This is a genomic window from Neohoeflea coraliihabitans (genome assembly GCF_019334345.1).
Lineage (GTDB): Bacteria > Pseudomonadota > Alphaproteobacteria > Rhizobiales > Rhizobiaceae > Pseudohoeflea > Pseudohoeflea coraliihabitans.
Genome location: NZ_JAHWQX010000003.1, coordinates 16535 through 38979, shown reverse-complemented (window position 1 = coordinate 38979; position 22445 = coordinate 16535). Strand labels below are relative to the sequence as shown.

The following is a 22445-nucleotide window of genomic DNA, read 5'->3' as shown; positions in this document are numbered from 1 at the left end:
TTCCAGCTTGCCTGACATCCGCCGGCGCGGTTGACATCGGGCGGCATCGAAGCTACATGCGTGCCAACTTCAAGCGTGCCCTCGCGGCGCGCTTTTGATTGACCGGGCGACAGGCCCAGCAGATTGCGGACAAAGACCATGAAGATCAAGAATTCGCTGAAGGCCCTGAGAGCACGTCACCGCGACAACCGCATGGTGCGTCGCAAGGGCCGCATTTACATCATCAACAAGCAGAACCCGCGCTTCAAGGCACGCCAGGGCTGAACCAGGCCGGCCTCGGCCGTGTTTGACTGATTGCCGCCGGGCGCAGCGCGACATGTGATGGCGTCGGGACCGGCAATCGGCCCTGCCACCGGCCTTGCAATTGATGCGTTTGCTCTTTGAATTATGGCGCTGACGGCCTATCTTGCTGTCATGCGCCTTTTCTCGTTGTCCCCTCACGCCGCCCGGATCGCCCTCTCCGCGATCATCCTGCAGGCTTTGCTGCAGCTGCAGCCCGTATCGTTTGCCGCCGCAAGCGCTGACGAAACGCCCGCAACCGCGGCGGAAGCGCCAGACCGCACAGCCGAATCAGGAACGCCGGCGTCCGCGCCTCAGGCCGGAAACGAGGCGCTCGACGCGCTGTTTGCGCAATTGCGGCGGGAGAGCGATGGCGCTGCCGCGCGCCAAATCGCCCGCCAGATCGCCGTGCACTGGAACGATTCGCAAAGCGCCACCGGCAATCTTCTGATGCAATGGGCCACCGAAGCGATTGCCCGGCAAAACGCCGGGCTTGCGCTGGATTTCCTCGATCAGGTCACGGTGCTGTTCCCCGAATTCGCGGAGGGGTGGAACCGCCGCGCCACCCTGCATTTCATGAATGGTGATCTGCGCCGCTCGATGGCCGACATCAACCGCGTATTGAGCCTTGAACCACGGCACTACGGCGCCCTTGCCGGTCTTGCCGCCATTCTCGAAAGGACCGATCGCGATGCATTGGCGCTTGAAGCCTGGAAGAAGATCCTCGCCATTTATCCGGCCAACCGCGCTGCTCAGTCGCGCGTCGTCGAACTGGAAGACAAGCTGACCGGCCGGCGTATTTAAGTGCGCTTACAGCCCGCGAAACTTTTTTGCCGCCTTGGCCGTTATTCCCCTGACCACACCCCGCTCCTGACTGCTTTCGGCTCTGGTCTCCGGCCGGCAGCCTCCTCGTTGGAATGTCCCGCTCATGTCCTTGATCGCCCCCGCCCTCGGCCGCGCCCTGATTGTCTCCGCAGCCGTTGCTGCCCTGCTTCCGGCCACCACAATTTCCGGCCGCACGGCGCCGGCGTCTGCGACCTATCCGCCGATCGGTGACATGGTCGATGCCGGAGGCTATAGGCTGCATGCCGTCCATGTGCCGGGTCCGGATGACACCGTCCTGCCGCCGCTTATCTTCATCCATGGCGCCAGCAGCAACCTGCGCGACCTGATGAACGTCTTCCGCCCGCAGTTCGAGGGCCGCGCCGAATTGCTGTTCGTCGACCGACCCGGACATGGCTGGTCCGAACGCGGCGGCACGGAAAACGCCACGCCGGACGGGCAGGCCCGCGCCATTGCCGCCGCCATGCAGGCCTTTGACATCGACAGCGCGATCATCATCGGCCATTCCTTCGGCGGTGCCGTCACCGCCAGCTTCGCCCTCGCCTTCCCCGAGCGCACCGCAGGCCTCGTCTTTCTTGCGCCCGCCACTCACCCCTGGCCCGGCGGCGTCGCCTGGTACAATACCCTGACAGCATTGCCGGTGATCGGCTGGGCCTTTGCCAATCTGATTGCCGCGCCGTTTGGCAAATCGCGGCTTGCCGATGGCGTCGCCTGCGTCTTCGCGCCCAATCCGGTGCCGGACAATTACATCGACAATGCCGCCATTCCGCTGCTGTTCCGGGCCGAGAATTTTCGCGCCAACGCCACCGACATCGCCGGGCTGAAAGACTATGTCAGCCGCGTCGCGCCGCGCTATTCGGAAATCGCCAAACCGACCGTGATCATCACCGGCGATCGCGACGGCGTCGTCTTACCGGAGATCCATTCCGAGGGCCTCAACAAGGCGATCGCAGGGTCCGAACTGGTCTGGGTCAAGAATCTCGGTCACAAGCCGGACTATGTGGCAACCGACCTGGCCGTCGCCGCAATAGAGCATGTGGCCGGCCAGCCGCGCGATCTCGCGGCAATCGCGGCCGCAGTCGAGGCCCGCATAGCAGGCGACAATGCGCACTGCCCCGGTGATGCGGAAATCGAGAAATAGATCCGGGCGGAAGGCAGGGAAAGCTGGCTCAGTGTCCGCTCATCCCGTCCGAACCGATATAGGCGATGCGCAGCATGTTGGTGGAGCCCGGTGTGCCGAGCGGCACACCCGCCGAAATGATAATGCGGTCGCCCGCCTTGCCGAATTCCTCGCGGAAGGCGATCCGGCACGCCCGATCGACCATGTCCTCGTGATCGGTCGCATCTTCGGTGACAACGCAGTGCAGGCCCCAGACCACCGACAGCCGCCGCGCCGTCTTGATCACCGGCGACAGCGCGATGATCGGCACCTGCGGGCGTTCACGTGCCGCGCGCAGTCCGGTCGAGCCGGACGATGTGTAGCAGACGATCACCGACAGGTTGAGCGTTTCGGCGATTTGCCGCGCCGCCAGCGATATGGCATCCGCGCCCGTGGATTCGGGTTGCGGCCGCTGCGCATGAATGATGCCGGAATAGTTCGGATCGCGCTCCACCCGGCGGGCGATTGACGCCATCGTCGAGACCGCTTCGACCGGATAGTCGCCGACCGCCGATTCCGCCGACAGCATCACGGCATCGGCCCCCTCGAACACCGCCGTCGCCACATCCGAGACTTCGGCACGCGTCGGCACGGGAGCGGAGATCATCGATTCGAGCATCTGCGTTGCCACCACCACCGGCTTGCCGGCCCGCCGGCAGGCGCGCGTCAGTTGCTTCTGCAGGCCCGGCACCGATTCGATCGGCATCTCGACGCCGAGATCGCCACGCGCCACCATCAGCGCGTCCGACAGTTCGATGATTTCGTCGATGCGGTCGAGCGCCTGAGGCTTCTCGATCTTCGACATCAGACCGACGCGGCCGCGCGCGATCTTGCGCACCTCGGCCAGGTCGTCGGGCCGCTGGATGAAGGACAGCGCCACCCAGTCGACATCATCGGTGGCCAGCACCGCATCGAGATCCTTGCGATCCTTGTCGGTCAGAACCCCGACCCCGAGCTCCGTATCGGGCAGGCTGACCCCCTTGCGGTCGGAGATCTTGGTGCCGCTGACCACCGTGGCGACGATCGACTTGCCGTCGGACTTCTCCGCTTTCAGTTGCAGCCGTCCGTCATCGATCAACAGCCGGTCGCCGGCCTGCACCGCCTCGAGAATCTCGGGATGCGGCAGGTAGACGCGCGCGTTGGTTCCAGGCTCATCCTTGTTGTCGAAGGTGAACGTCTGACCGACCTTCAGCGTCTCGCTGCCATTGGCGAAGGCGCCGACACGCAGTTTCGGCCCCTGCAGGTCGGCGAGGATACCGATCGGTCGACCGAACTTCTTCTCGACAGCGCGGATCCGCCCGATCAGCGTGCGCATCAGATCATGGCTGGTGTGGCTCATATTGATTCGGAAAAGATCCGCGCCGGCATCATGCAGCTTGCCGATCATCTCTTCGTCCGAAGAGCCGGGGCCAAGGGTTGCGAGGATCTTGACCTTGCGATGTCGTTTCATCAGTTCTGGCTTTCCACCGGTGCCGGAGCTTCCGACAACTGGACCATCCAGCTGCGCTGCCGCCCGGTATCATATTCCGTAAAGCCCGACCGCTGAAAGCCGCGCGCGAAGCAGTCCTTGACGCCAACAATGCGAAATTCGTTGTCGGCCACGCACATGTTGATGGCGCCGCCCCAGCGGCCGCCGCCGGCCGCATCCTCCGCATAAAGATAGTAATAGCGTGACTGCAGCGGTCCCTCGATCAGCGTGGCGCAGGAATTGGCCGGGATCTGCCACCAGCCTTCGGTGACCCAGCCCTCTTCGGCCCGATAGCCGATGGCGCTGCCGACCAGGGATTGTGTGCCGTTGCAGACGCGAAAATCGGCCCGGGCCGTGCCGCTGCCCGCAAACAGAAACAGCCCCGCCATCACGGTCAGCATCAACGCACCGGCCGGCGTCACGAATGCCGCAAGCCGTCCGGAAAGCCACCCTGTCAGCATTGTGTCTTGGCCCCCTTCTCACTTAACGGAATGGCTGTTTTGCGACGCATGCCCTTTAATGTCAACGCGCCTGCGACAGGCACCTTGGAAGAATCTCATCGCATGTGCGGTTTCGCTGCCGCGACGCTTGACCCCATGCCCGCCTTCGGGCAGGTGTCAGCGCAAATCGAACCATGTCAGGGAGAATGTCATGTCCGACGCCGGCGCCACCGCCCGGGACCAGTTGCGTTCCTATGTCGAGCGAATTGAACGCCTCGAGGAGGAAAAGAAGTCCATCGCCGACGACATCAAGGATGTCTATGGCGAAGCCAAGGCCATGGGCTATGACACCAAGGTGCTGCGCAAGGTGATCGCCATCCGCAAGCAGGATCAGAACGATCGCATGGAGCAGGAAGCGATCCTCGACACCTATCTGCATGCGCTGGGCATGGCGCCAGAACCGCAAGGCGCCGAGTAAGCTTGCCGGGGCGGCCAGGCTGCTCCCATGCAAGATTACTCTTTGAATAGAAAAACCCGCCAGTACGGCGGGTTTTTAACGGTCGCAGTCTGCCGAACCAGGGGCGCGGCCGAGGGCCTCAGCTCGACGGGCCGAAGCGCGCCACCTGCATGAAATTCACCGCGGTGCCGGTGAACCGGTCGTGGGGCAGATCGCCGCCGCCGCGCGTGAAGCCAGCCGCGTAAACTTCGGCCGGGGCCTCCTGCAACTGGCTGGCGATGAACCGTTGGCCGCCATCATCCGTGTGCACGCCGCCAAGCGAGCGCTGCCGCCCCATCGCCCATCTTGAAATGATCTTCTCGGTCAGCTTCGGCTCGGCCGTACGGGCAACCACCTGCCCCTTATTGGCATCAGCCACGCCGGGCCGGCCACCCTTGCGCGGCGCTATGCCGGATGCAAATGCCGAGACGATGCGTCCGCCATTCGGCACACTGGTCGCCATGCGCCGCATGTCGGCATCTTCGGATGCGGACAGCGCCGCAACTTGCACCGGCTCGTCAGCCGTTGATTGCGATGCAACCGCCGGAGCCGCAGTCCCACCCGCCTCGCCGCTGGATGCGGCAGGGGCGACGTCACCGGGCCGGCGGATCGGCAGCGGCACGAAGGCGGCCACCTCGGTGCCCGTGTCGGAAGCGGCAGTGTCGGAAGGCGCGCTCAGCGTCGCCGCCACCGCAGGTGAGGTCACAGCATCTGCGTCGGCCGGCGCCAGGGCGGCGACTTCGGTTCCCGCATCATCAGGCCGCGGCGGCCGCGGCGAACGTTCGGCCAGCAGTTGCGGGACCGGGACACGCAGCGAATCGAGATCGGGAAACACCTCGGCACTCGCCGCTACGGGATCCTGCGGCACGGCTGCAGCGGCAGCGGCAAACGCGTTGACCTGCGCCTCGGCGGGAAGATTGGCGGGCGGCGCCACCAGCGCCGTCTCGGTGACAGGAATGGCAGCCGCCGGCTGCGGTGCGGGCCGGCTGGCCGGAACCGGCGCCGTCTGCGGCAATGGCGGGAACAAGCCCCCGGCTTCCTGCGGCGCGGCAGCAACAGCAGCGGTCTGCACCTGTGGCGCGGCGGGACGGACGGACGGCGTTGGTTCCTCATCCTCGTCGCCACTGCCACCAAACAGGGCGGCCAGAAGATTGCCGCCACCCGACCGGCCCGAAGATCCGCCGGAACTGGCAATGGCGCCGCCACGTGCCTTGTACTCCGCCAATGCGCGCGAATAGCCCGGCAGACGCTTGCCATCCGGCGGCAGATGCAGGGTCTTGCCGTCCGGGAAGAGCTGCACGAGTTCCTGCCGGCTCATGCGCGGCCAGGCGCGCACCGACGCCACGTCAAGATGCACGAAGGGCGAACCGGATTTCGGATAATAGCCGACACCGCCGCCCTGCAGTTTCATCGCAACGGCACGCAGCTTCGAAAGCTTGACGCCGGGAATGTAGAAATCCATCGCCTTGCCGAGCATATGCTGGCTTTTCTTCGCCTGGCCGCCGCGCGTGCGCCGCAGCATCTCGTTGGTTGCCGGCGACCGGTAGGCGCTGACCACATGCACATAATCGCGCGCGCCGGTCTGGCGATAGACTTCCCAGATCAGATCGAACAGGCGCGGATCCATTTCCGTCGGCTCGTTCCGGCGCCAGTCACGCAGAAAGCGGTTGAGTTTCTTCAGGCCGGCACGGTCATACCGACCATTGCGCTTGAAGACGATCTCGGCGCGCTCGTTGGTATGCGTGTAATATAGCTTCAGCGAACGCGTTTCCGCCTGCGCCGTTGCCGGCACAGCGGATACGGCAAGGCCGGCCAGGATAATCCAGAATCCCATCTGCACAGCCAGACCGACGGGACGCGGCACCCGGCGCAGCAACGCAAATGCAGCTATCAGATTGAAACCTGTCTTCAAAATGTGGTTTTCCTGATTGTCCCTAGCGCTTGCCACCAAAGGCCCCGCCTACTACGCAATTACTCGACATCCTGCGCCGCTCTATGCGCGGCAAATGCGGTAACACCATGGCACTTCAAGCCAATCGCCTCTCGCTGCCGCCGCATCTTGCTGGCAAGACGTCTCAAACTGGCACTATAGTGAACAGTCCTTTAACGAGTCGTGAACTCTGTCGTGTTCCCATCTTATCAGGGAATTAGACCATGTCGACAACGCGTCAAGCCCGCCCCGCCGATTGGCGGGCCGGTTGCACATTCAAGAGGACGTCAGAACGGTCGATCGCGCCGGCGTTCAGCGGCTTTTGCCAGGGTCCCGCCCTAGGCGGCAACCCGCAGAGGATCGCCCGGATCGATCTGGTAATCCTTCAATTTGCGGTACAGCGTCGAGCGCCCGATACCAAGCCGGCGCGCAACCTCGCTCATCTGTCCGCGGTAAAAATGCAGCGCGAAACGGATGAGCTCTTCCTCGACATCAGCCAGGGGGCGCACATCGCCTGTCGGCGAGATGGCCGCCAGGGCGCCCGCCATGTCGCTCCCTCGCACCGCCGGATGTTCACCCGCCGATACAGCCGAAGCATCCTGCCTCGTATGCGGACCGGCCTCTCGCGCCGGATAGGCTGACCCGATCCAGCCATCTTCCGGCTGCAATGCCGGCGCCTGCGCCTCGTTTCTGCTCGCTTCGCTTCTCGCCGCCTGCCCGGCGCTCACCCGGTCCCGGTCCGCTAGTTCCGAGACGCGATAGCTTGTGCAACTGTCAGAGACCTGCGGAAACAGATCGGCCGTCAACCGGTCCGTCTCGCTCAGAACGACGGCCCGATGCACGGCGTTTTCCAGTTCACGGATATTGCCCGGCCAGTCGTGCGCGGTCAGCAGCGCCATGGCATCGGCGGTCAATGTCAGCGTCGGCGAACGGCCGGTGGCCTCGGCAAAGCGGCGCGTGAAGTGGCGGGCCAGTTCCGGAATGTCCTCCTTTCGCTGGCGCAACGGCGGCACGTGGATGGGAAAGACGTTCAGCCGGTAGTAGAGATCTTCGCGGAAGCGCCCCGCCTTAACCTCTTCGATCAGATCCTTGTGGGTGGCTGAAATCAGCCGGATATCGACTTTGCGCTTGGTTCGCGATCCGATTGTCTCGATTTCACCATCCTGGACCGCGCGCAGCAGCTTGACCTGCACATCGGTTGGCAGATCGCCGATTTCATCAAGAAACAACGTGCCCTGGTCGGCCTCGGCGAATTTTCCCATATGGCTGTCGACGGCGCCGGTGAAGGCCCCCTTTTCGTGACCGAACAGGATGCTCTCGACGAGATTTTCCGGGATCGCCCCGCAATTGACCGTCACATAGGGCTTTGTGCGGCGCGCGCTTTCGGACTGGATGGCTTTGGCGATCAGCTCCTTGCCAACACCGGATTCGCCTTCGAGCACAACCGGAATGTCGGACACCGCCGCGCGCCGCGCCAGGCCGAGAATGCGGTCCATCGCCGGGCTGGCCACGACGATGTCGTCAAACCCGCCGACCCTTTTGCCGCCGGCCCGCTCCGTATCGCCGCCCTTCGCCCCACCGGACGAACGCACGGCATTGCCGATCGCCAAAAGCAACCGCTCCGGGGACACCGGCTTGACCGCAAAATCATGAGCCCCGGCCCGCATGGCGCGAACCACGGTCTCGATGCCGCCCTGTCCCGTCTGCACGATCACCGGTATGTCCGGGGCGTTTTCCGCCATCCATTCGAGTACCGCGATACCGCCAACACCCGGCATCACCAGATCGAGAACGACCACGTCGAAGCCCCCCGCCGAGCGCTTGATCATCGACATGGCACTTTCGCCGTCCTCCGCCAGATCGACCTTCAGGCCGCTGCGCTCGCAGGTGCCTTTCAGCAGGCGCCGCTGGACGGGATCATCATCGACTATGAGGACATGGCTGGGCACGGCGTATCCTTTGCTTGGCACGTCAAACACCTTGTGTTGTATTCACGCATCCTTGCAGAAAAGCCTGAAAGGCGGATTTCCGGAAACGATTGCATTTTAGGTTTTCGTACCGCACAACGCCCGCATGTCCGTGTGACCGCGAAAGGAGCGCCCGATGGCGCCAAGCCATGTCTTCTCACGCCAGCTATCCACCGCGCCGGAACCCGCTGGCAGCACCGATCTGGGTGATCTGCCCGTCTGGAATCTGAGCGACCTTTACAAGAGCATCGGCGATCCGCAGTTGAAGGCGGATATGGCGCGTATGGCGAGCGAAGCCCGCGCCTTCGAGGACGCCTGGAAAGGCAAGCTGGCCGAGGCTGCCGGTCAGACGGGGAAAGCCGGACTTGGCGCCGCCATCGAGCGCTATGAGGCGATTGAGGAGGTCATGGGCCGCATCATGTCCTTCGCCGGCCTGAACTATTTTTCCGACACCACCGACACGGCGGCCGCCAAGTTCTACGGCGATGCCCAGAGCACCATCACCGATATCTCCACTCATCTTCTTTTCTTCGGGCTGGAACTGAACCGTCTCGACGATGCGGTTATCGCCGGCGCTGTCGACAACGACCCGCGTGCCGCCCGCTACAAGCCCTGGCTCGACGATCTGCGCCTGGCGCGGCCACACCAGCTTGAAGACCGCATCGAGCAGCTGTTTCATGAAAAATCGATCACCGGGCACAGCGCCTGGAACCGGCTCTTCGACGAGACGATGTCGGCACTGCGCTTTTCTATCGATGGCGAAGAGCTGGCCATCGAACCGGCACTGTCGCTGCTGCAGGATCCCGATCGCGAGGCGCGCCGCAAGGCGGCCGAGGCGCTCGCCTCCACCTTCTCCGACAACATCCGCACTTTCACGCTGATCACCAACACCCTGGCCAAGGACAAGGAGATCTCCGACCGCTGGCACGGCTTTGCCGACATCGCCGACAGCCGCCATCTCGCCAATCGCGTCGAGCGCCCGGTGGTCGAGGCGCTGGTCCAGGCCGTCACCGAGGCGGCGCCGCGCCTGTCGCATCGCTATTACGCCATCAAGGCCAAGTGGCTCGGTCTGGAAAAGCTGGAATTCTGGGATCGCAATGCCCCGCTGCCGGAAACCCCGACGCGCACCATCCTCTGGGACGAGGCGCGAGAAACCGTGCTCTCCGCCTATCACGGCTTCGCGCCGGAAATGGCTGATATCGCCGGACGCTTCTTCGATCGCCGCTGGATCGATGCGCCGGTCCGTCCCGGCAAGGCCTCGGGCGCCTTCGCACACCCGACCGTTCCGTCGGTGCATCCCTATGTGCTCGTGAACTACATGGGCAAGCCGCGCGATGTGATGACCTTGGCGCACGAACTCGGCCATGGCGTGCACCAGGTCCTGGCCGGCGGCCAGGGGCCCCTGATGGCCGCTACGCCGTTGACACTGGCCGAAACCGCATCGGTTTTCGGCGAGATGCTGACCTTCCGCAGGCTGCTGTCCGAGACGACCGACCCCGGCCAGCGCAAGGCGATGCTCGCCCAGAAGGTCGAGGACATGATCAACACGGTTGTCCGCCAGATCGCCTTCTACAAGTTCGAGCGCGAAGTGCACACGGCGCGCCGCGAGGGGGAATTGACCGCCGAGCAACTCGGCCGCCTGTGGGTCGATGTGCAGGCCGAAAGCCTTGGCCCCGCCGTGCGTCTGTCGGAAGCCTACGAGACCTTCTGGGCCTACATTCCGCACTTCGTGCATTCGCCCTTCTACGTCTATGCCTATGCCTTTGGTGATTGCCTGGTCAACTCGCTCTACGCCGTCTACGAGCGCAGCCCGGACGGTTTCCAGCAGCGCTATTTCGACATGCTGCGCGCTGGCGGCACCAAACATCATTCCGAACTCCTCGCCCCCTTTGGGCTGGACGCCGGCGATCCAGAGTTCTGGGGCCGCGGCTTGCAGATGCTCGAGGGCTTCATTGACGAAATCGAGGCGCTCGACAGATGACGCCGGGCGCCGATGCAGCCGCGCCCTTCGCCATCGGCCTGACGCCGCTGGCGGACCGCCCCTGGCTGCTCGTCGACGCGCACCTCCCGGCGGTCCTCGCCGAAAAGCGCCGTGTGGCAGCCAGCCATCCGGACAGGGTCTTCGCCGCCGAGCCGGCCACCCTGCCGGCGCAGCGCGAGGTGCTGGACCGGGTGCTGGCGCATCAGTGCGACCGCCATCCTGTTTTCTTTCGCCGCGAGGGCGAGCACGTTCATATCGCCGGCGTTCCGGACAGCGTCGATCTCGATGACGGTCGCCCCCCGCTCGCCCGCGCCGCCGATCTGTGCGCCGAGGACCTCGTGATCATGCGCAGGGACGCGGGAGAATGGCGGCTGGCTGCCGCCGCCCTACACTTTCCCTCCTCATGGCGGCTGGCCGAGAAGTTCAGCCGGCCGCTCGACGATGTGCATGCGCCGGTCCCCGGTTTCGGCCGTGGCAGCCGCAACGCCACCCTGATCGCCCGCATCTTCGACAATCTTGCCGCCGGCGTTCCGGTCCTGCGGCACAACTGGTCGATCTATCACAATGATCGCCTGCATCACCCCGAGCCGCATGAGAGCGTCGGCGCGCGGCATGTGGCCGGATCGCTCTTCCTGCGCGAGGAACGCCAGACGCTCAGCCGGCTCGACGCCGCCCACATTCTCTTTACCATTCATGTGGCGGTCACCCCGGCCGGCGCCCTCGCCGCCACCGCAGCCGGGCGGCGGCACGCCGCCGCCATCGCCGCCTGGCTCGAGGGCCTCGAACCCGCCGAACGCGCCTATAAGGGCCTGGGCCAGGATGCCGGTCCGGTCGTCGCGCGACTCAATGAAATCGCAGCCTCGGCGGTTTAAACTGCAAACGAACGCCCTTTATTGTCCGGGTAAAGTGTGATTAAGGCGCGGGGGCCGCGCTTTCACCCGCCCGTGCCCCGTGCCCAATTCAACCAACCGACCGATGGAGACCCGCCATGGCCGCGCCCGATTATCCCGTCTACGCCGAAATTGCCGGCCCCATCGTCATGATCGGCTTCGGCTCGATCGGACGCGGTACGCTGCCGCTGATCGAACGTCACTTCAAGTTTGACAAGTCACGCATGGTGATCATCGATCCGCATCCCGAGGGGGACAACGAGAAAATCGCGGCCGAACATGGCGTGCGCTTTCTTCGCCAGTCCGTCACTAAGGAAAACTACCGCGAGCTGCTGACCCCGCTTCTCACAGCCGGCGAGGGTCAGGGCTTTTGCGTCAATCTGTCGGTCGACACCTCCTCTCTTGATCTGATGCGTCTGTGCCGTGAGCTGGATGTCCCCTATATCGACACGGTGGTCGAACCCTGGCTCGGCTTCTATTTCGACAATGATGCCTCCAACGCCTCGCGCACCAACTACGCGCTGCGCGAGACCGTCCGCGAGGAAGTGCGCGCCCATCCCGGGAGCACCACCGCCATCTCCTGCTGCGGCGCCAACCCCGGCATGGTGTCGTGGTTCGTCAAACAGGCCCTGGTCAATCTGGCCGCAGACAAGGGGTTGGCCATCGAGGAGCCGGCTGCCGCCGACCGCAAGGGCTGGGCCGAACTGATGCAGCGTCTCGGTGTCAAGGGCATTCATATCGCCGAGCGCGATACCCAGCGCACCCGCGAGCCCAAGCCGCTCGACACTTTCTGGAACACCTGGTCGGTCGAGGGTTTTGTCTCGGAAGGCTTGCAGCCCGCCGAACTTGGCTGGGGCACACACGAGAAATGGCGTCCGGAAAACGCCCGCGATCACGAGGGCGGTTGCGGTGCGGCGATCTATCTCGAGCAGCCCGGCGCCAATACGCGCGTGCGCACCTGGTGCCCGACGCCGGGAGCGCAATACGGCTTTCTAGTCACCCACAACGAATCCATCTCGATCGCCGATTTCTTCACTTTGCGCGATGACCAGGGCAATGTCGTCTTCCGCCCGACTTGCCATTACGCCTATCATCCGGCCAATGACGCCGTTCTTTCGATGCATGAAATGTTCGGCAATGGCGGCAAACCGCAGCCGGTCATGCACGTGCTCGATGAAGATGAGCTGGTCGACGGCGTCGACGAGCTTGGCGTGCTTCTCTACGGTCACGACAAGAATGCCTACTGGTACGGGTCCCGCCTGTCGCTGGAAGAGACACGCGCGCTGGCGCCCTATCAGAACGCCACCGGTCTGCAGGTGTCCTCGGCGGTGCTGGCCGGCATGGTCTGGGCCTTGGAAAATCCCGGCTCGGGCATCGTCGACACCGACGAGATGGATTACCGGCGCTGCCTTGAAGTTCAGCGCCCCTATCTCGGTCCGGTCGAAGGTCATTACACGGACTGGACACCACTCGATGGCCGTCCGGGCCTGTTTCCCGAAGATCTTGATCAGGACGATCCCTGGCAGTTTCGCAACATACTGGTCAAATTCTGATCCACGCCCAGACCATTGCCCCCGCCGGTGCCGCGCAAGCCTTGCTTTCGCCGCGACGGCGCGGCATGGTCAAAACATCGAACCCATGGAGAGGGGGAAGCCATGAACAGACTGCACCTCGCCGGCGCCGCCGCGCTGTCGCTGACATTGATCGGCTGCCAGGCGATCAGCTACGCGCCGGGCTACAACAGTGGCGGCTTCAACCAGCCGCGTCGCGCCGGCATTGAAGGCCAGTGGGTGGACCCGAACGGGATTGTCTCGAGTTTCTACAGCGGGCGCTTCGAGACGCGGACCACGGACACCAATTCGCTGTTGGCGCAAGGCTCCTATACCCAGGTCTCACCCTCGCTCGTCGAGATCGAACTGACCTCGCTGCTGCGCAACACGACGTCCAAGGTGAACTGCGCACAGGTCTCGCGCGACCGTCTCAACTGCACGTCCTCGAGCGGATCGCAATTCACGTTGAGCCGCCGCGCCTGACGCCTCGGACATAAGAGGAAGCCGTGACGAAATTCCTCGACGCCCTGGAAACCCGGTCGCCGGACAAGCGCGAGCGCGACACCTTTGCCGCTCTCTCCGCCCTGATGGCCGACAAGCTGCCGCGTCTGCCGGCGCTTGCCAACTGGCTGGGTCATCCCGAACCGCAGGCCTTCGACAGCCGCGAGCACCTGGCGACGCTGCCGGTGATGCGCAAAGCTGATCTCGTCGACATGCAGAGCAAGGCGCCGCCGTTTGGCGGGCTCGCCGATCCAGAGGCTCTGCGCGGCAACCGGGTGTTTCTCTCCCCCGGTCCGGTCTGGGAACCGCAGGGCCAGGGGGCCGATCCATGGCAGTCGGCGCGCGCCCTGCATGCTGCCGGTTTCCGTGCTGGTGACATCGTCCACAACGCCTTCTCCTATCACCTGACACCCGGGGCCTTCATTCTCGATGAGGGCGCCCGGGCTCTTGGCTGCCTGGTGTTTCCCGCCGGCACCGGCAACACCGAGCAGCAGGTCGAAGCGGCGGCGACCCTCAAGCCGGCCGGCTACACCGGCACCCCGGACTATCTCAAGGTCATTCTCGAAAAAGCCGACGCGATGCAGCGCGATCTGAGCTCCATCACCCGCGCTTTGGTCTCGGGCGGCGCCCTGTTTCCAGCCCTGCGCACCTATTACACCGACCGCGGCATCGCCACGCTGCAATGCTACGCCACCGCCGATATCGGCGTCATCGCCTACGAGACGGCGGACGAGACCGGCAGCGCCCTTCCCGGCATGCTGGTCAACGAGAATCTGATCGTCGAGATCGTCCGCCCCGGCACCGATGATCCGGTGCCCGACGGTGAAGTCGGCGAGGTGGTGGTCACGACGCTGAACGCCAGCTACCCGCTGGTCCGCTTCGGCACCGGCGATTTGTCAAAAATCCTGCCCGGCCCCTCCCCCTGCGGCCGCACCGGACAGCGCATTGCCGGCTGGATGGGCCGCGCCGATCAGCGCACCAAGGTCAAGGGCATGTTTGTCGATCCCAAGCAGATCGCCGCGCTGGTTGCCGAATTTCCGCAGATCGCCAAAGCCCGGCTCGTCGTCAGCCGGCAGGGCGACGCCGATGCAATGCGCCTTCAGATCGAACCGGCACCCGCGGCAGAGCCTGATGCGCAAGCCATCGCCGCCGCCCTTGCCAGCCACACCAAGATGAAGGGCGAGGTTGAAATCGTTGCCGCCGGAAGTCTCCCCAATGACGGCAAGGTGATCGCCGACGAACGCGACTACGACGCCTGACCGAGCCCCTGCCTTGCAGAATGGCATTGTGCTTGCGGGACGGCCTTTTCGCGCTATTTTGCATTCACGAACAAACGACCCTGTTGATCTCCTGGAGGAACACATGAAAACCCTGTCCGCTCGCCTGCTTCTGACGGTCTCCGCTTTCGGTTTTGCTGCCGGTTCGGCACTCGCGCAAGACGAGGCGGCGCCGAAGATGCCCGAACCGCTCGCCGGAGCCATGGAAATCAGCCAGTCCGCGCCCAAGATCGAGGTCGAAACGCAAGGTCAGGTGGAAGCCGAAGTCTCGGCCGGCTCCGGGGAAGACGCCGTGACCGAAGAGGACGCGTCGACCGATGCCTCGGCAACGGCAGATAGCACCGCGGACATGGAGAGCGACAGCGACGCCAGCGCTGATGCGGGCGCCGAAACGGATGCGGACATGGCCAGCGATGCGGATGTTGTCGAGGCCATGGAAGAGGCACCCAAGCCCCTGGAAGAAGCCAGCGACATCACCGAGACGGCACCGGAAGCCGTTAAGGAAGCCATTGCTGCGGAGGAAGACAGCGAGGGCAGCATGGACGCGGAAACCGACGCCGCAGACACCGACGCCGAAGACGCCGGCGCAGAAGACATGTCCAGCGAAGCCGATGCGTCCGCCAGCACCGAGGCCGAGGCGTCCACCGAAGACAGCGCATCTTCCGACGACAGCAGCAGCGTGACGCTGCCGGAACTTCCCGAAGGCGCGACAACGATGAGCTCTTCCGCTCCCGAAGTCGAAGCCGAAACCGAAATGGAAAGCAGCACCGAAACCGAGATGGACGACACTGCCGAAGCCGATGACTCTATGTCTGCGGACACGGATGCCGAAGGCGAAAGCGCCAGCACTGCGATGCAGGAGGCAGCCGGCGCGGATGCGTCTGAATACACCGTCAAGCGGGGCGACAATCTCTGGAACATCGCCAGGTCCGAATACGGCGATGCCCGTAAATGGACGCTGATTGCCGAGGCCAATCCGGCCGTGAATCCGGATGATCTGGAAATCGGCACCACCCTGGTCATCCCCAAGATGCAGTAGGCCAAAAACGCAATGGGCTGCGCGCCGCGCCGTCAAGGCTGCGGGACAGCGCCGCCAGGATCGAGACAGGGCGCCTTTACGGCGCCCTGTCTGTTTCCGAGCTGCGGTCGCCTGACTGTCATACGGTCTTTATATGGCGCCGGCATGTATCTCCTCGAAAACGAACCTCACCGTCGAGGCCGCTTTGAACGAGGGTACCATGACCAAGCACACACAACCGAAAACCGATCTGATCAACCTGACTGACATCCGCGAGGCAAGCGAGGACATCGGCCGCAACCCGTCCGCCAACCCGACGATGGGCGATATCATCAACGGGCGCCTGTCGCGGCGCGGTTTTCTCGGCGGTGCCCTGGCAGTCAGCGCCATCAGCGCCGCCGTCAGCCCGGTGGCCCTGATGGCCGCGCGCGAGGCCCACGCCGCTTCCGGATCGGCCTTCACCTTCGATGAGGTGACAGCCGGGGTCGATGAAACCCACCATGTTGCCGAGGGCTATGACGCCGACGTGCTGCTGCGCTGGGGCGACAAGGTGTTTGCCGATTCCCCGGAATTCGATCCGGACAACCAGACGCCTGAAAGCCAGCTCCGGCAGTTCGGCTACAACAACGACTATGTCGGCTTCATTCCGCTCGATGGCGCCGATGATCGTGGTCTGCTGGTCGTGACCCACGAATACACCAATGCCGAACTGATGTTCCCCGGATTCGCCAGGATCGTGAAGGTCGAGGAAGACAAGGAAAAGGGCATCGAAGCCAGCGAAAAGGTCGAGCTTGGCGAATTCACGCGCACAATTGTCGACATCGAGATGGCGGCGCATGGCGGCACCGTGATCGAGATCCGCCGCGATGAAGACGGAAAATGGCACCCGGTCCTCGACAGCCGCTACAACCGGCGCATCCATCTTGGCACTGAGATGGAGCTCAGCGGGCCGGTCGCCGGTCATGACCGCGTCAAGACGAACGCCGATCCCTCCGGCAAACTCGTCAAGGGCACATTGAACAATTGCGCCGGCGGCGTCACGCCTTGGGGCACTTTCCTCATGGCCGAGGAGAACTTCCATGGCTATTTCCGCGGCGCCCTGCCGGAAGGACATCGCGAAACCGCCAACTATGAACGCTATGGCGTGCCCGCCGGCTGGTACAGCTGGGGCGAGCACCACGAGCGTTTCGACGTCAGCAAGGAACCCAACGAGGCCAACCGCTTCGGCTGGGTCGTCGAGGTCGATGTGCAGGACCCGAACGCAAAGCCGAAAAAGCGTACCGCCCTCGGCCGCGTCAAGCACGAAGGCGCTGAAAGCGTCGTCAACAAGGACGGACGCGTCGTCACCTATTGTGGCGACGACGAACGCTTTGACTACATTTACAAATTCGTGACCGCCGGCACTTTCGATCCGGACAATCGCGCCGCCAATATGGATCTTCTCGATGACGGCACGCTCTACGTCGCCAAGTTCAACGAGGATGGCACGCTGGACTGGATGCCGCTTGTCTTCGGTGACAACGGCCTCACCGCCGAGAACGGTTTTGCAAGCCAGGCTGACGTTCTGGTCGAGACTCGCAGAGCCGCCGATCTGCTCGGCGCCACCAAGATGGACCGGCCGGAAGACGTTGAACCGAATGCGGTTACCGGCAAGGTCTACTGCATGCTGACCAACAACACCAAACGCCAGCCTGGCGACGAGAACGCCGCCAATCCGCGCGCCGAGAACGCCTTCGGCCATATCATCGAGATCACCGAGCCGGACGGCGACTTCGCGGCAACCCGCTCCACCTGGGAAATCCTCCTCAAATGCGGCGATCCTTCCATCGCCGAGGTCGGGGCCTCCTTCAATCCGGCAACCACCGAGAACGGCTGGTTCGGCATGCCGGACAACTGCGCCACCGACGCCGATGGCCGTCTCTGGGTCAGCACCGACGGCAATTCCGAAAAGAAGACGGGCCGCACGGATGGCCTCTGGGCGGTCGATACGGAGGGGGCGGCGCGCGGCACATCGCGGCTGTTCTTCCGCGTACCGGTCGGCGCCGAAATGTGCGGTCCGGTCTTCGACCCCAGTGGACAAACGCTGTTCTGCGCTGTCCAGCACCCCGGTGACGAGGGACTGGCAACCTATGAAGCGCCCGCCACCCGCTGGCCCGATTTCCGCGATGACATGCCGGTGCGCCCCGCCGTCGTGACGATCACCAAGAAGGGTGGCGGCAAGATCGGCGCGGCCTGACCCGCCCTACCGAATGTACGCAATTGGAAGGCGCCCCGGGTGGGGCGCCTTTCGCCGTCCACGGCGCATCAGGAACGTCAGGACTTGCCGGATCGGCTCAGCCGTTCGATTGGAAAGATCGCGCAGGTCTCGGTGCCATGCGCCAGCAATCTGCCGGTGCCGTCGCGCAGGAAAGTTTCCGACGTGGCGATGGTGCGTCCGCGATGCACCACTTTGCCCTCGCAGCTCACCTCCCCCATTCCGGCCAGCAGCGGCCGCACCAGATTGACCTTGAACTCCACCGTCGTGTAGCCCTCGCCCGGCGCCAGCGTCGTCATCACAGCGCAGGCCAGCGCCGAATCCATGATCGTGCTCGCCCAGCCGCCATGCACCGTCCCGAGCGGGTTGAGGTGATCTGCGGCCGGCGCACCGGCAAACACCACCCGCCCCTCATCAACCTCCGTCAGCCAGATGTCCAGGGTGCGGGCGATCGGAGGATTGGCCAGGCGCCCCTCAAGCATGCCGCGCATCACCGAAAGCCCGCCTTCCTCGGCGACCGTCGCAAGGGGAATGACCCCGACTTCGCGACCGCGTCGATCGACTTTTGCAGTGTCTTGTCTCACAGGTTCTCGTCCTCGGGTGTGGTTCTGTTGTCTCGATCGGATGCCGGCTTGGCGCCAAGCTGTCTCTGCACCGCCGTCTCGAGCCCGGCGCGCGCCGCCGGTTCAGGCAGGCCGCGCGGTTCGAAGACATGCCGGCGCAGAAAATAGCCAGTCAGCGCGAACGCCGCGGCCAGGCCTTCCGCCGTGTCGCTGGCGGCATCGCCGCTGTGCAGAAAGCTCGGCAGGGCGAGCAGCTTATCGGCCCACGCCGCGCCCGCATCGGCCGACACCGCCCGCCCGGATTTCGGCGACACGAAGATCAGCCGGTCACGGCTGCCGGTCGCCGCGCAGCGCGTCAGGTCAAGTCCGAAGCCGAGATCCTCGAGCACCGCCAGTTCGAAGCGCACATACATCGAACCCGCCAGGGCCGGGTCATCGAAACTGTCGAGAATGATCGCGAATGCATCGTGCAGCCGCTGGTGCGAGTCGCGTTCGGGCAAGAGCCGCAGCAGCGCCGCCATCGCCTGCACGCCGTGCACCCCGATGGCGCTTTCCATCAACCGGCCGGCCCGCGCCACCAGCGGCTCGACCTGATACTGACCGAGATGCTCGTCGAGCCGCGCCCGCCAGACCAGCGATACGGAATTGCCCGGCTGCAGCACCGGCTGCATCCGCCGCGACCGGCCGCCGCGGATAATCCCCATATGACGCCCATGCGACCGGGTCATCACCTCGGCGATCACCGAGGTCTCACCATGTTTGCGAAGCCCGAGAAGAATGCCCTCGTCACGCCATTCCATGCCTCATCGGCTCCTCAACGGGGGAATTCGAGGCCCATTTCGCGATAGCGCTCGGGATCATCACCCCAGTTCTGCCGCACCTTGACGAACAGGAACAGGTGCACCTTTTGCTCGAGAATCTCGCCGATTTCCTTGCGCGCCATCTGGCCGATGGCCTTGATCGCCTCGCCATTCTTGCCAAGCACGATCTTGCGCTGGCTTTCACGCTCGACATAGATCACCTGCTCGATGCGCACCGAGCCGTCCTTCCTCTCCTCCCAGCTCTCCGTTTCGACATGCGACGAATAGGGCAGTTCCTGATGCAGCCGCAGATACAGCTTCTCGCGGGTGATCTCGGCAGCCAGCTGGCGCATCGGCAGATCGGAAATCTGATCCTCGGGGTAATACCACGGCCCTTCCGGCAGACGCGCCGCCAGGTAGCTGCCGACGTCGGTGACCCCCGAGCCATTCAGCGCCGAGATCATGAAGGTGCGTTCGAAACTGACCTTTTCATTGGCGGCGGCAGCCAGCGCCAGCAGCGTGTCGCGCTTGACCTGGTCGATCTTGTTGAGAATCAGCACCATCGGCTGCCGCACGTCCTTGAGCGCCTCGAGCAGCTTCTCGGCATCGCCCTTCAGGCCCCGTTCGGCATCGATCAGGACCATCACCACATCGGCATCCTTGGCCCCGCCCCAGGCGGTCGTGACCATCGCCCGGTCCAGCCGCCGGCGCGGTGCAAAGATGCCCGGCGTATCGATAAAGACGATCTGTGTCCGCTCGATCGTGGCGATGCCGCGCACGATGGCCCGCGTGGTCTGCACCTTGTGCGAGACGATCGACACCTTGGCGCCGACAAACTGGTTGACCAGCGTCGACTTGCCGGCATTCGGGGCACCGATCAGCGCCACGAATCCCGAGCGCGTCGGCGCCTCGGTGTCACCGGCGCTGCCGGAACCGCCATCATTTTCTGCTGTCGGTTCGCCGCTGTCATTCATCGCCATCGTCCTGTTTCCAGATGCCCTCGCGCCGCAAGAAAGCGCCGGCTGCCGCCTGTTCGGCCATCCGCTTCGAGCGGCTTTCGCCATTAGCCGACTGGCCATCCTTGACCTCGACCACAACCTTGAACACCGGATCATGATCCGGGCCGCTGCGCTCGGCAACCCTGTAGACCGGCGTCGAACCGAACTTCTGATGCGACCATTCCTGCAATTCGGTCTTCGCATCGCGCTGCGCCGAGCCGCTTTTCAGGGCCCGCTCGCTCCACTGCGCCGCCACGAACCGCCGGGCTTCCTCCAGCCCCGCCTCGAGATAGATCGCCGCGATCAGCGATTCGATCACATCGGCGCGAACATTGGCCAGGCGCTTGCTGGTGAGTTTCTTCACATCAGCGCCGGTTCGGATGAATTCGTGCAGCTTCAACTCATCGGCCACTTCGGCGCAGGTCTTCGCCGACACCAGATGATTGAGGCGCACCGACAATTCGCCCTCGTCGGCATCACCGAAATGCTTGAACAGCAACTCGGCGACGCACAGGCCGAGCACCCGGTCACCGAGAAATTCGAGGCGTTCATAATTGCCGCCGCCACCATCGCGCAGGCTCGAATGGCTCAGCGCCCGCAGCAAGCGGTCCCCGTCCGTGAACCGGTAGCCGATGCGCGCCGCAACCGCGTCGACAATCTCGTCAGCCGCTTTTTTCGGGGCACTCATCTTTGCGCGGATTTGAAGAAGCGGTCAAAGCGCAACTCGCTTGGCCACTTCCAGATTTCCAGCGGCGAAGTGTCATCGCTGATCGAGAAAAAGATGATCGTCGCCCGGCCGATGAAATTTTCCAGCGGCACATAGCCCACGGAAAAGCGGCTGTCGGACGAATTGTCGCGATTGTCGCCGAGCATGAAATAATGGCCGTCCGGCACGACGAATTCGCGGGTGTTGTCGCCGGGCGAATTCGGTGTCAGGTCGAGCGTGTTGTAGCTTACCCCGTTCGGCAGCGTCTCGCGATAAAGCGGCACGCCCTCGCCCGCGCTGCCGTCATCGGCCTCGAACGTACCGACCTGCTCGCGCTCTACCGGCTCGTCATTGATGAACAGGCGGCCCTCGCGCATCTGCACGCGATCCCCCGGCAGCCCGATCACCCGCTTGATGAAATCAACGCTTGGATCGCTCGGCAGACGGAACACGGCGACATCGCCGCGCTCGGGTTCGCTGCCCCAGATCCGGCCATCGAACAGATCCGGTGACATCGGGATCGAATATTTCGAATAGCCGTAGGAGTATTTCGAGACGAACAGATAATCGCCGATCAGCAAGGTCGACATCATCGACCCGGACGGGATCGAGAAGGGCTGGAACAGCAGGGTACGGATCACCAGCGCCAGGAGCAGTGCCTGGATCAGAACCTTGATATTTTCCCACAAACTGCTGGAACTGGACTTGGCTTCTTCCGACACGTCCGATCTATCCCTTTTCGAGGGCCGTGACGGCGACGTTCCACCGCCCGGCTTCTGGCATCAAATGCGCGCCCGGCGCGGATTGCGGCCTGTCTACTCCTTTGCTCGCGCAACGGCAACCGCCTTCGCGCCAAGCGGACCGCTCCCCGGCCATTCAGCTATCCAGGCTGTGCAAATGGCTCAGGCCGGGCCCGCCTTAGGCTCCGCGACCGCCTCGATGATCACGAAGGCCTGTGCCAGGGGAAAATCGTCGGTAATCGTCAGATGGATCACCGCTTCGCATCCGGCCGGCATCATCGCCGCCAGACGTGCCGCGGCGCCGCCGGTCAGGCGCATGGTCGGCTTGCCACCCGGCAGATTGACCACGCCCATGTCGCGCCAGTACACACCCTGGGCCAGACCGGTCCCTAGCGCCTTGGAGCAGGCCTCCTTGGCGGCAAACCGCTTTGCATAGGAGGCGGCGCGCAGCCGTCGACGGTCGGACTTCTGCCGCTCGATTTCGGTAAAGCAGCGCGTGGTGAACCGCTCGCCAAACCGCGCCAGCGTCCGTTCCACCCGGCGAATATCGATCAGGTCGCTGCCGATACCGACAATCATCTCTCA

At 64.1% G+C, this 22445-nt stretch carries 21 protein-coding genes; 11 read left to right on the top strand and 10 right to left on the bottom strand.

Annotated elements, in window-relative coordinates:
* Positions 1-138: 138 nt before the first annotated feature.
* The 3 genes from ykgO to KY465_RS11260 all read left to right on the top strand — a co-directional run bounded on the left by ykgO (position 139) and on the right by KY465_RS11260 (position 2263).
* The gene (gene ykgO, locus KY465_RS11270) at positions 139-264 is read left to right on the top strand and encodes a type B 50S ribosomal protein L36 (RefSeq protein ID WP_219201818.1); all 126 of its coding nucleotides are present in this window, start codon (positions 139-141) and stop codon (positions 262-264) included.
* Positions 265-387: 123 nt separating this feature from the next.
* Positions 388-1083 (top strand): tetratricopeptide repeat protein, encoded by a 696-nt coding sequence (locus KY465_RS11265; RefSeq protein WP_255561628.1) that lies wholly within the window; start codon positions 388-390, stop codon positions 1081-1083.
* 124 nt (positions 1084-1207) lie between these two features.
* Complete coding sequence (locus tag KY465_RS11260; RefSeq protein ID WP_219201817.1) at positions 1208-2263, top strand: alpha/beta fold hydrolase; 1056 nt, start codon at positions 1208-1210, stop codon at positions 2261-2263.
* A gap of 28 nt (positions 2264-2291) precedes the next feature.
* Here the strand turns inward: KY465_RS11260 and pyk are convergent, their stop codons facing one another.
* Both pyk and KY465_RS11250 read right to left on the bottom strand, forming a co-directional pair.
* The gene (gene pyk / locus KY465_RS11255; RefSeq protein WP_219201816.1) at positions 2292-3731 is read right to left on the bottom strand and encodes a pyruvate kinase; all 1440 of its coding nucleotides are present in this window, start codon (positions 3729-3731) and stop codon (positions 2292-2294) included.
* Complete coding sequence (locus tag KY465_RS11250) at positions 3731-4210, bottom strand: DUF1036 domain-containing protein (protein ID WP_428982995.1); 480 nt, start codon at positions 4208-4210, stop codon at positions 3731-3733. Before KY465_RS11250 ends, pyk begins: the two co-directional genes overlap by 1 nt.
* A 190-nt stretch (positions 4211-4400) precedes the next feature.
* Between KY465_RS11250 and KY465_RS11245 the strand changes: the two genes are divergently transcribed.
* Positions 4401-4667: a DUF2312 domain-containing protein gene (locus KY465_RS11245; protein ID WP_219201815.1), complete on the top strand. Its 267-nt coding sequence runs from the start codon at positions 4401-4403 to the stop codon at positions 4665-4667.
* Positions 4668-4785: 118 nt separating this feature from the next.
* On the opposite strand, the gene KY465_RS11240 is transcribed toward KY465_RS11245, so the two are convergent.
* Together KY465_RS11240 and KY465_RS11235 are read right to left on the bottom strand one after the other, a co-directional pair.
* Positions 4786-6597: a peptidoglycan L,D-endopeptidase MepK gene (locus tag KY465_RS11240; protein WP_255561627.1), complete on the bottom strand. Its 1812-nt coding sequence runs from the start codon at positions 6595-6597 to the stop codon at positions 4786-4788.
* A gap of 356 nt (positions 6598-6953) precedes the next feature.
* Positions 6954-8564 carry a sigma-54-dependent transcriptional regulator gene (locus KY465_RS11235; RefSeq protein WP_219202679.1) on the bottom strand — a complete coding sequence of 537 codons (1611 nt, stop codon included), beginning with the start codon at positions 8562-8564 and terminating at the stop codon, positions 6954-6956.
* Positions 8565-8718: 154 nt separating this feature from the next.
* Between KY465_RS11235 and KY465_RS11230 the strand changes: the two genes are divergently transcribed.
* The 7 genes from KY465_RS11230 (at position 8719) to KY465_RS11200 (ending at position 18035) form a co-directional block, all read left to right on the top strand.
* Positions 8719-10563 (top strand): M3 family oligoendopeptidase, encoded by a 1845-nt coding sequence (locus tag KY465_RS11230; RefSeq protein ID WP_219201814.1) that lies wholly within the window; start codon positions 8719-8721, stop codon positions 10561-10563.
* On the top strand, positions 10560-11435 hold the full coding sequence (locus tag KY465_RS11225) for a heme-dependent oxidative N-demethylase family protein (RefSeq protein WP_219201813.1): 876 nt from the start codon (positions 10560-10562) through the stop codon (positions 11433-11435). The genes KY465_RS11230 and KY465_RS11225 overlap by 4 nt, the downstream gene beginning before the upstream one ends.
* 116 nt (positions 11436-11551) lie before the next feature.
* Positions 11552-13006, top strand: coding sequence for a homospermidine synthase (locus KY465_RS11220; protein WP_219201812.1), 1455 nt, complete (start codon positions 11552-11554; stop codon positions 13004-13006).
* A gap of 102 nt (positions 13007-13108) precedes the next feature.
* The gene (gene omp10, locus KY465_RS11215) at positions 13109-13486 is read left to right on the top strand and encodes an outer membrane lipoprotein Omp10 (RefSeq protein WP_219201811.1); all 378 of its coding nucleotides are present in this window, start codon (positions 13109-13111) and stop codon (positions 13484-13486) included.
* A 23-nt stretch (positions 13487-13509) separates the two neighbouring features.
* The gene (locus KY465_RS11210; protein WP_346432631.1) at positions 13510-14763 is read left to right on the top strand and encodes a phenylacetate--CoA ligase family protein; all 1254 of its coding nucleotides are present in this window, start codon (positions 13510-13512) and stop codon (positions 14761-14763) included.
* 103 nt (positions 14764-14866) lie between these two features.
* The gene (locus KY465_RS11205; protein ID WP_219201810.1) at positions 14867-15820 is read left to right on the top strand and encodes a LysM peptidoglycan-binding domain-containing protein; all 954 of its coding nucleotides are present in this window, start codon (positions 14867-14869) and stop codon (positions 15818-15820) included.
* 199 nt (positions 15821-16019) lie between these two features.
* The gene (locus tag KY465_RS11200) at positions 16020-18035 is read left to right on the top strand and encodes a PhoX family protein (RefSeq protein WP_219201809.1); all 2016 of its coding nucleotides are present in this window, start codon (positions 16020-16022) and stop codon (positions 18033-18035) included.
* A gap of 77 nt (positions 18036-18112) precedes the next feature.
* Here the strand turns inward: KY465_RS11200 and KY465_RS11195 are convergent, their stop codons facing one another.
* The 6 genes from KY465_RS11195 to acpS form a co-directional block, all read right to left on the bottom strand.
* Positions 18113-18637, bottom strand: a complete 525-nt coding sequence (locus KY465_RS11195; RefSeq protein ID WP_346432630.1) for a PaaI family thioesterase — start codon at positions 18635-18637, stop codon at positions 18113-18115.
* Complete coding sequence (gene recO, locus KY465_RS11190) at positions 18634-19416, bottom strand: DNA repair protein RecO (RefSeq protein WP_219201808.1); 783 nt, start codon at positions 19414-19416, stop codon at positions 18634-18636. The genes KY465_RS11195 and recO overlap by 4 nt, the downstream gene beginning before the upstream one ends.
* Before the next feature lie 14 nt (positions 19417-19430).
* Positions 19431-20390 (bottom strand): GTPase Era, encoded by a 960-nt coding sequence (gene era / locus KY465_RS11185; protein ID WP_428983017.1) that lies wholly within the window; start codon positions 20388-20390, stop codon positions 19431-19433.
* Complete coding sequence (gene rnc / locus KY465_RS11180) at positions 20383-21102, bottom strand: ribonuclease III (protein WP_219201806.1); 720 nt, start codon at positions 21100-21102, stop codon at positions 20383-20385. The genes era and rnc overlap by 8 nt, the downstream gene beginning before the upstream one ends.
* Positions 21099-21842: a signal peptidase I gene (lepB, locus tag KY465_RS11175; RefSeq protein WP_219201805.1), complete on the bottom strand. Its 744-nt coding sequence runs from the start codon at positions 21840-21842 to the stop codon at positions 21099-21101. Before lepB ends, rnc begins: the two co-directional genes overlap by 4 nt.
* 180 nt (positions 21843-22022) lie before the next feature.
* A complete protein-coding gene (gene acpS, locus KY465_RS11170; protein WP_219201804.1) occupies positions 22023-22439 on the bottom strand; it encodes a holo-ACP synthase in 417 nt (138 codons plus the stop codon).
* Between the last annotated feature and the right edge of the window lie 6 nt (positions 22440-22445).

Coding starts and splice junctions, on each gene's coding strand:
- KY465_RS11265 (WP_255561628.1), top strand. CDS start 388: ATGGCGCTGACGGCCTATCTTGCTGTCATGCGCCTTTTCTCGTTGTCC.
- KY465_RS11225 (WP_219201813.1), top strand. CDS start 10,560: ATGACGCCGGGCGCCGATGCAGCCGCGCCCTTCGCCATCGGCCTGACG.
- era (WP_428983017.1), bottom strand. CDS start 20,390: ATGAATGACAGCGGCGAACCGACAGCAGAAAATGATGGCGGTTCCGGC.
- acpS (WP_219201804.1), bottom strand. CDS start 22,439: ATGATTGTCGGTATCGGCAGCGACCTGATCGATATTCGCCGGGTGGAA.
- KY465_RS11230 (WP_219201814.1), top strand. CDS start 8,719: ATGGCGCCAAGCCATGTCTTCTCACGCCAGCTATCCACCGCGCCGGAA.
- KY465_RS11260 (WP_219201817.1), top strand. CDS start 1,208: ATGTCCTTGATCGCCCCCGCCCTCGGCCGCGCCCTGATTGTCTCCGCA.
- KY465_RS11245 (WP_219201815.1), top strand. CDS start 4,401: ATGTCCGACGCCGGCGCCACCGCCCGGGACCAGTTGCGTTCCTATGTC.
- KY465_RS11200 (WP_219201809.1), top strand. CDS start 16,020: ATGACCAAGCACACACAACCGAAAACCGATCTGATCAACCTGACTGAC.
- recO (WP_219201808.1), bottom strand. CDS start 19,416: ATGGAATGGCGTGACGAGGGCATTCTTCTCGGGCTTCGCAAACATGGT.
- KY465_RS11220 (WP_219201812.1), top strand. CDS start 11,552: ATGGCCGCGCCCGATTATCCCGTCTACGCCGAAATTGCCGGCCCCATC.
- rnc (WP_219201806.1), bottom strand. CDS start 21,102: ATGAGTGCCCCGAAAAAAGCGGCTGACGAGATTGTCGACGCGGTTGCG.
- KY465_RS11205 (WP_219201810.1), top strand. CDS start 14,867: ATGAAAACCCTGTCCGCTCGCCTGCTTCTGACGGTCTCCGCTTTCGGT.
- KY465_RS11250 (WP_428982995.1), bottom strand. CDS start 4,210: ATGCTGACAGGGTGGCTTTCCGGACGGCTTGCGGCATTCGTGACGCCG.
- ykgO (WP_219201818.1), top strand. CDS start 139: ATGAAGATCAAGAATTCGCTGAAGGCCCTGAGAGCACGTCACCGCGAC.
- omp10 (WP_219201811.1), top strand. CDS start 13,109: ATGAACAGACTGCACCTCGCCGGCGCCGCCGCGCTGTCGCTGACATTG.
- pyk (WP_219201816.1), bottom strand. CDS start 3,731: ATGAAACGACATCGCAAGGTCAAGATCCTCGCAACCCTTGGCCCCGGC.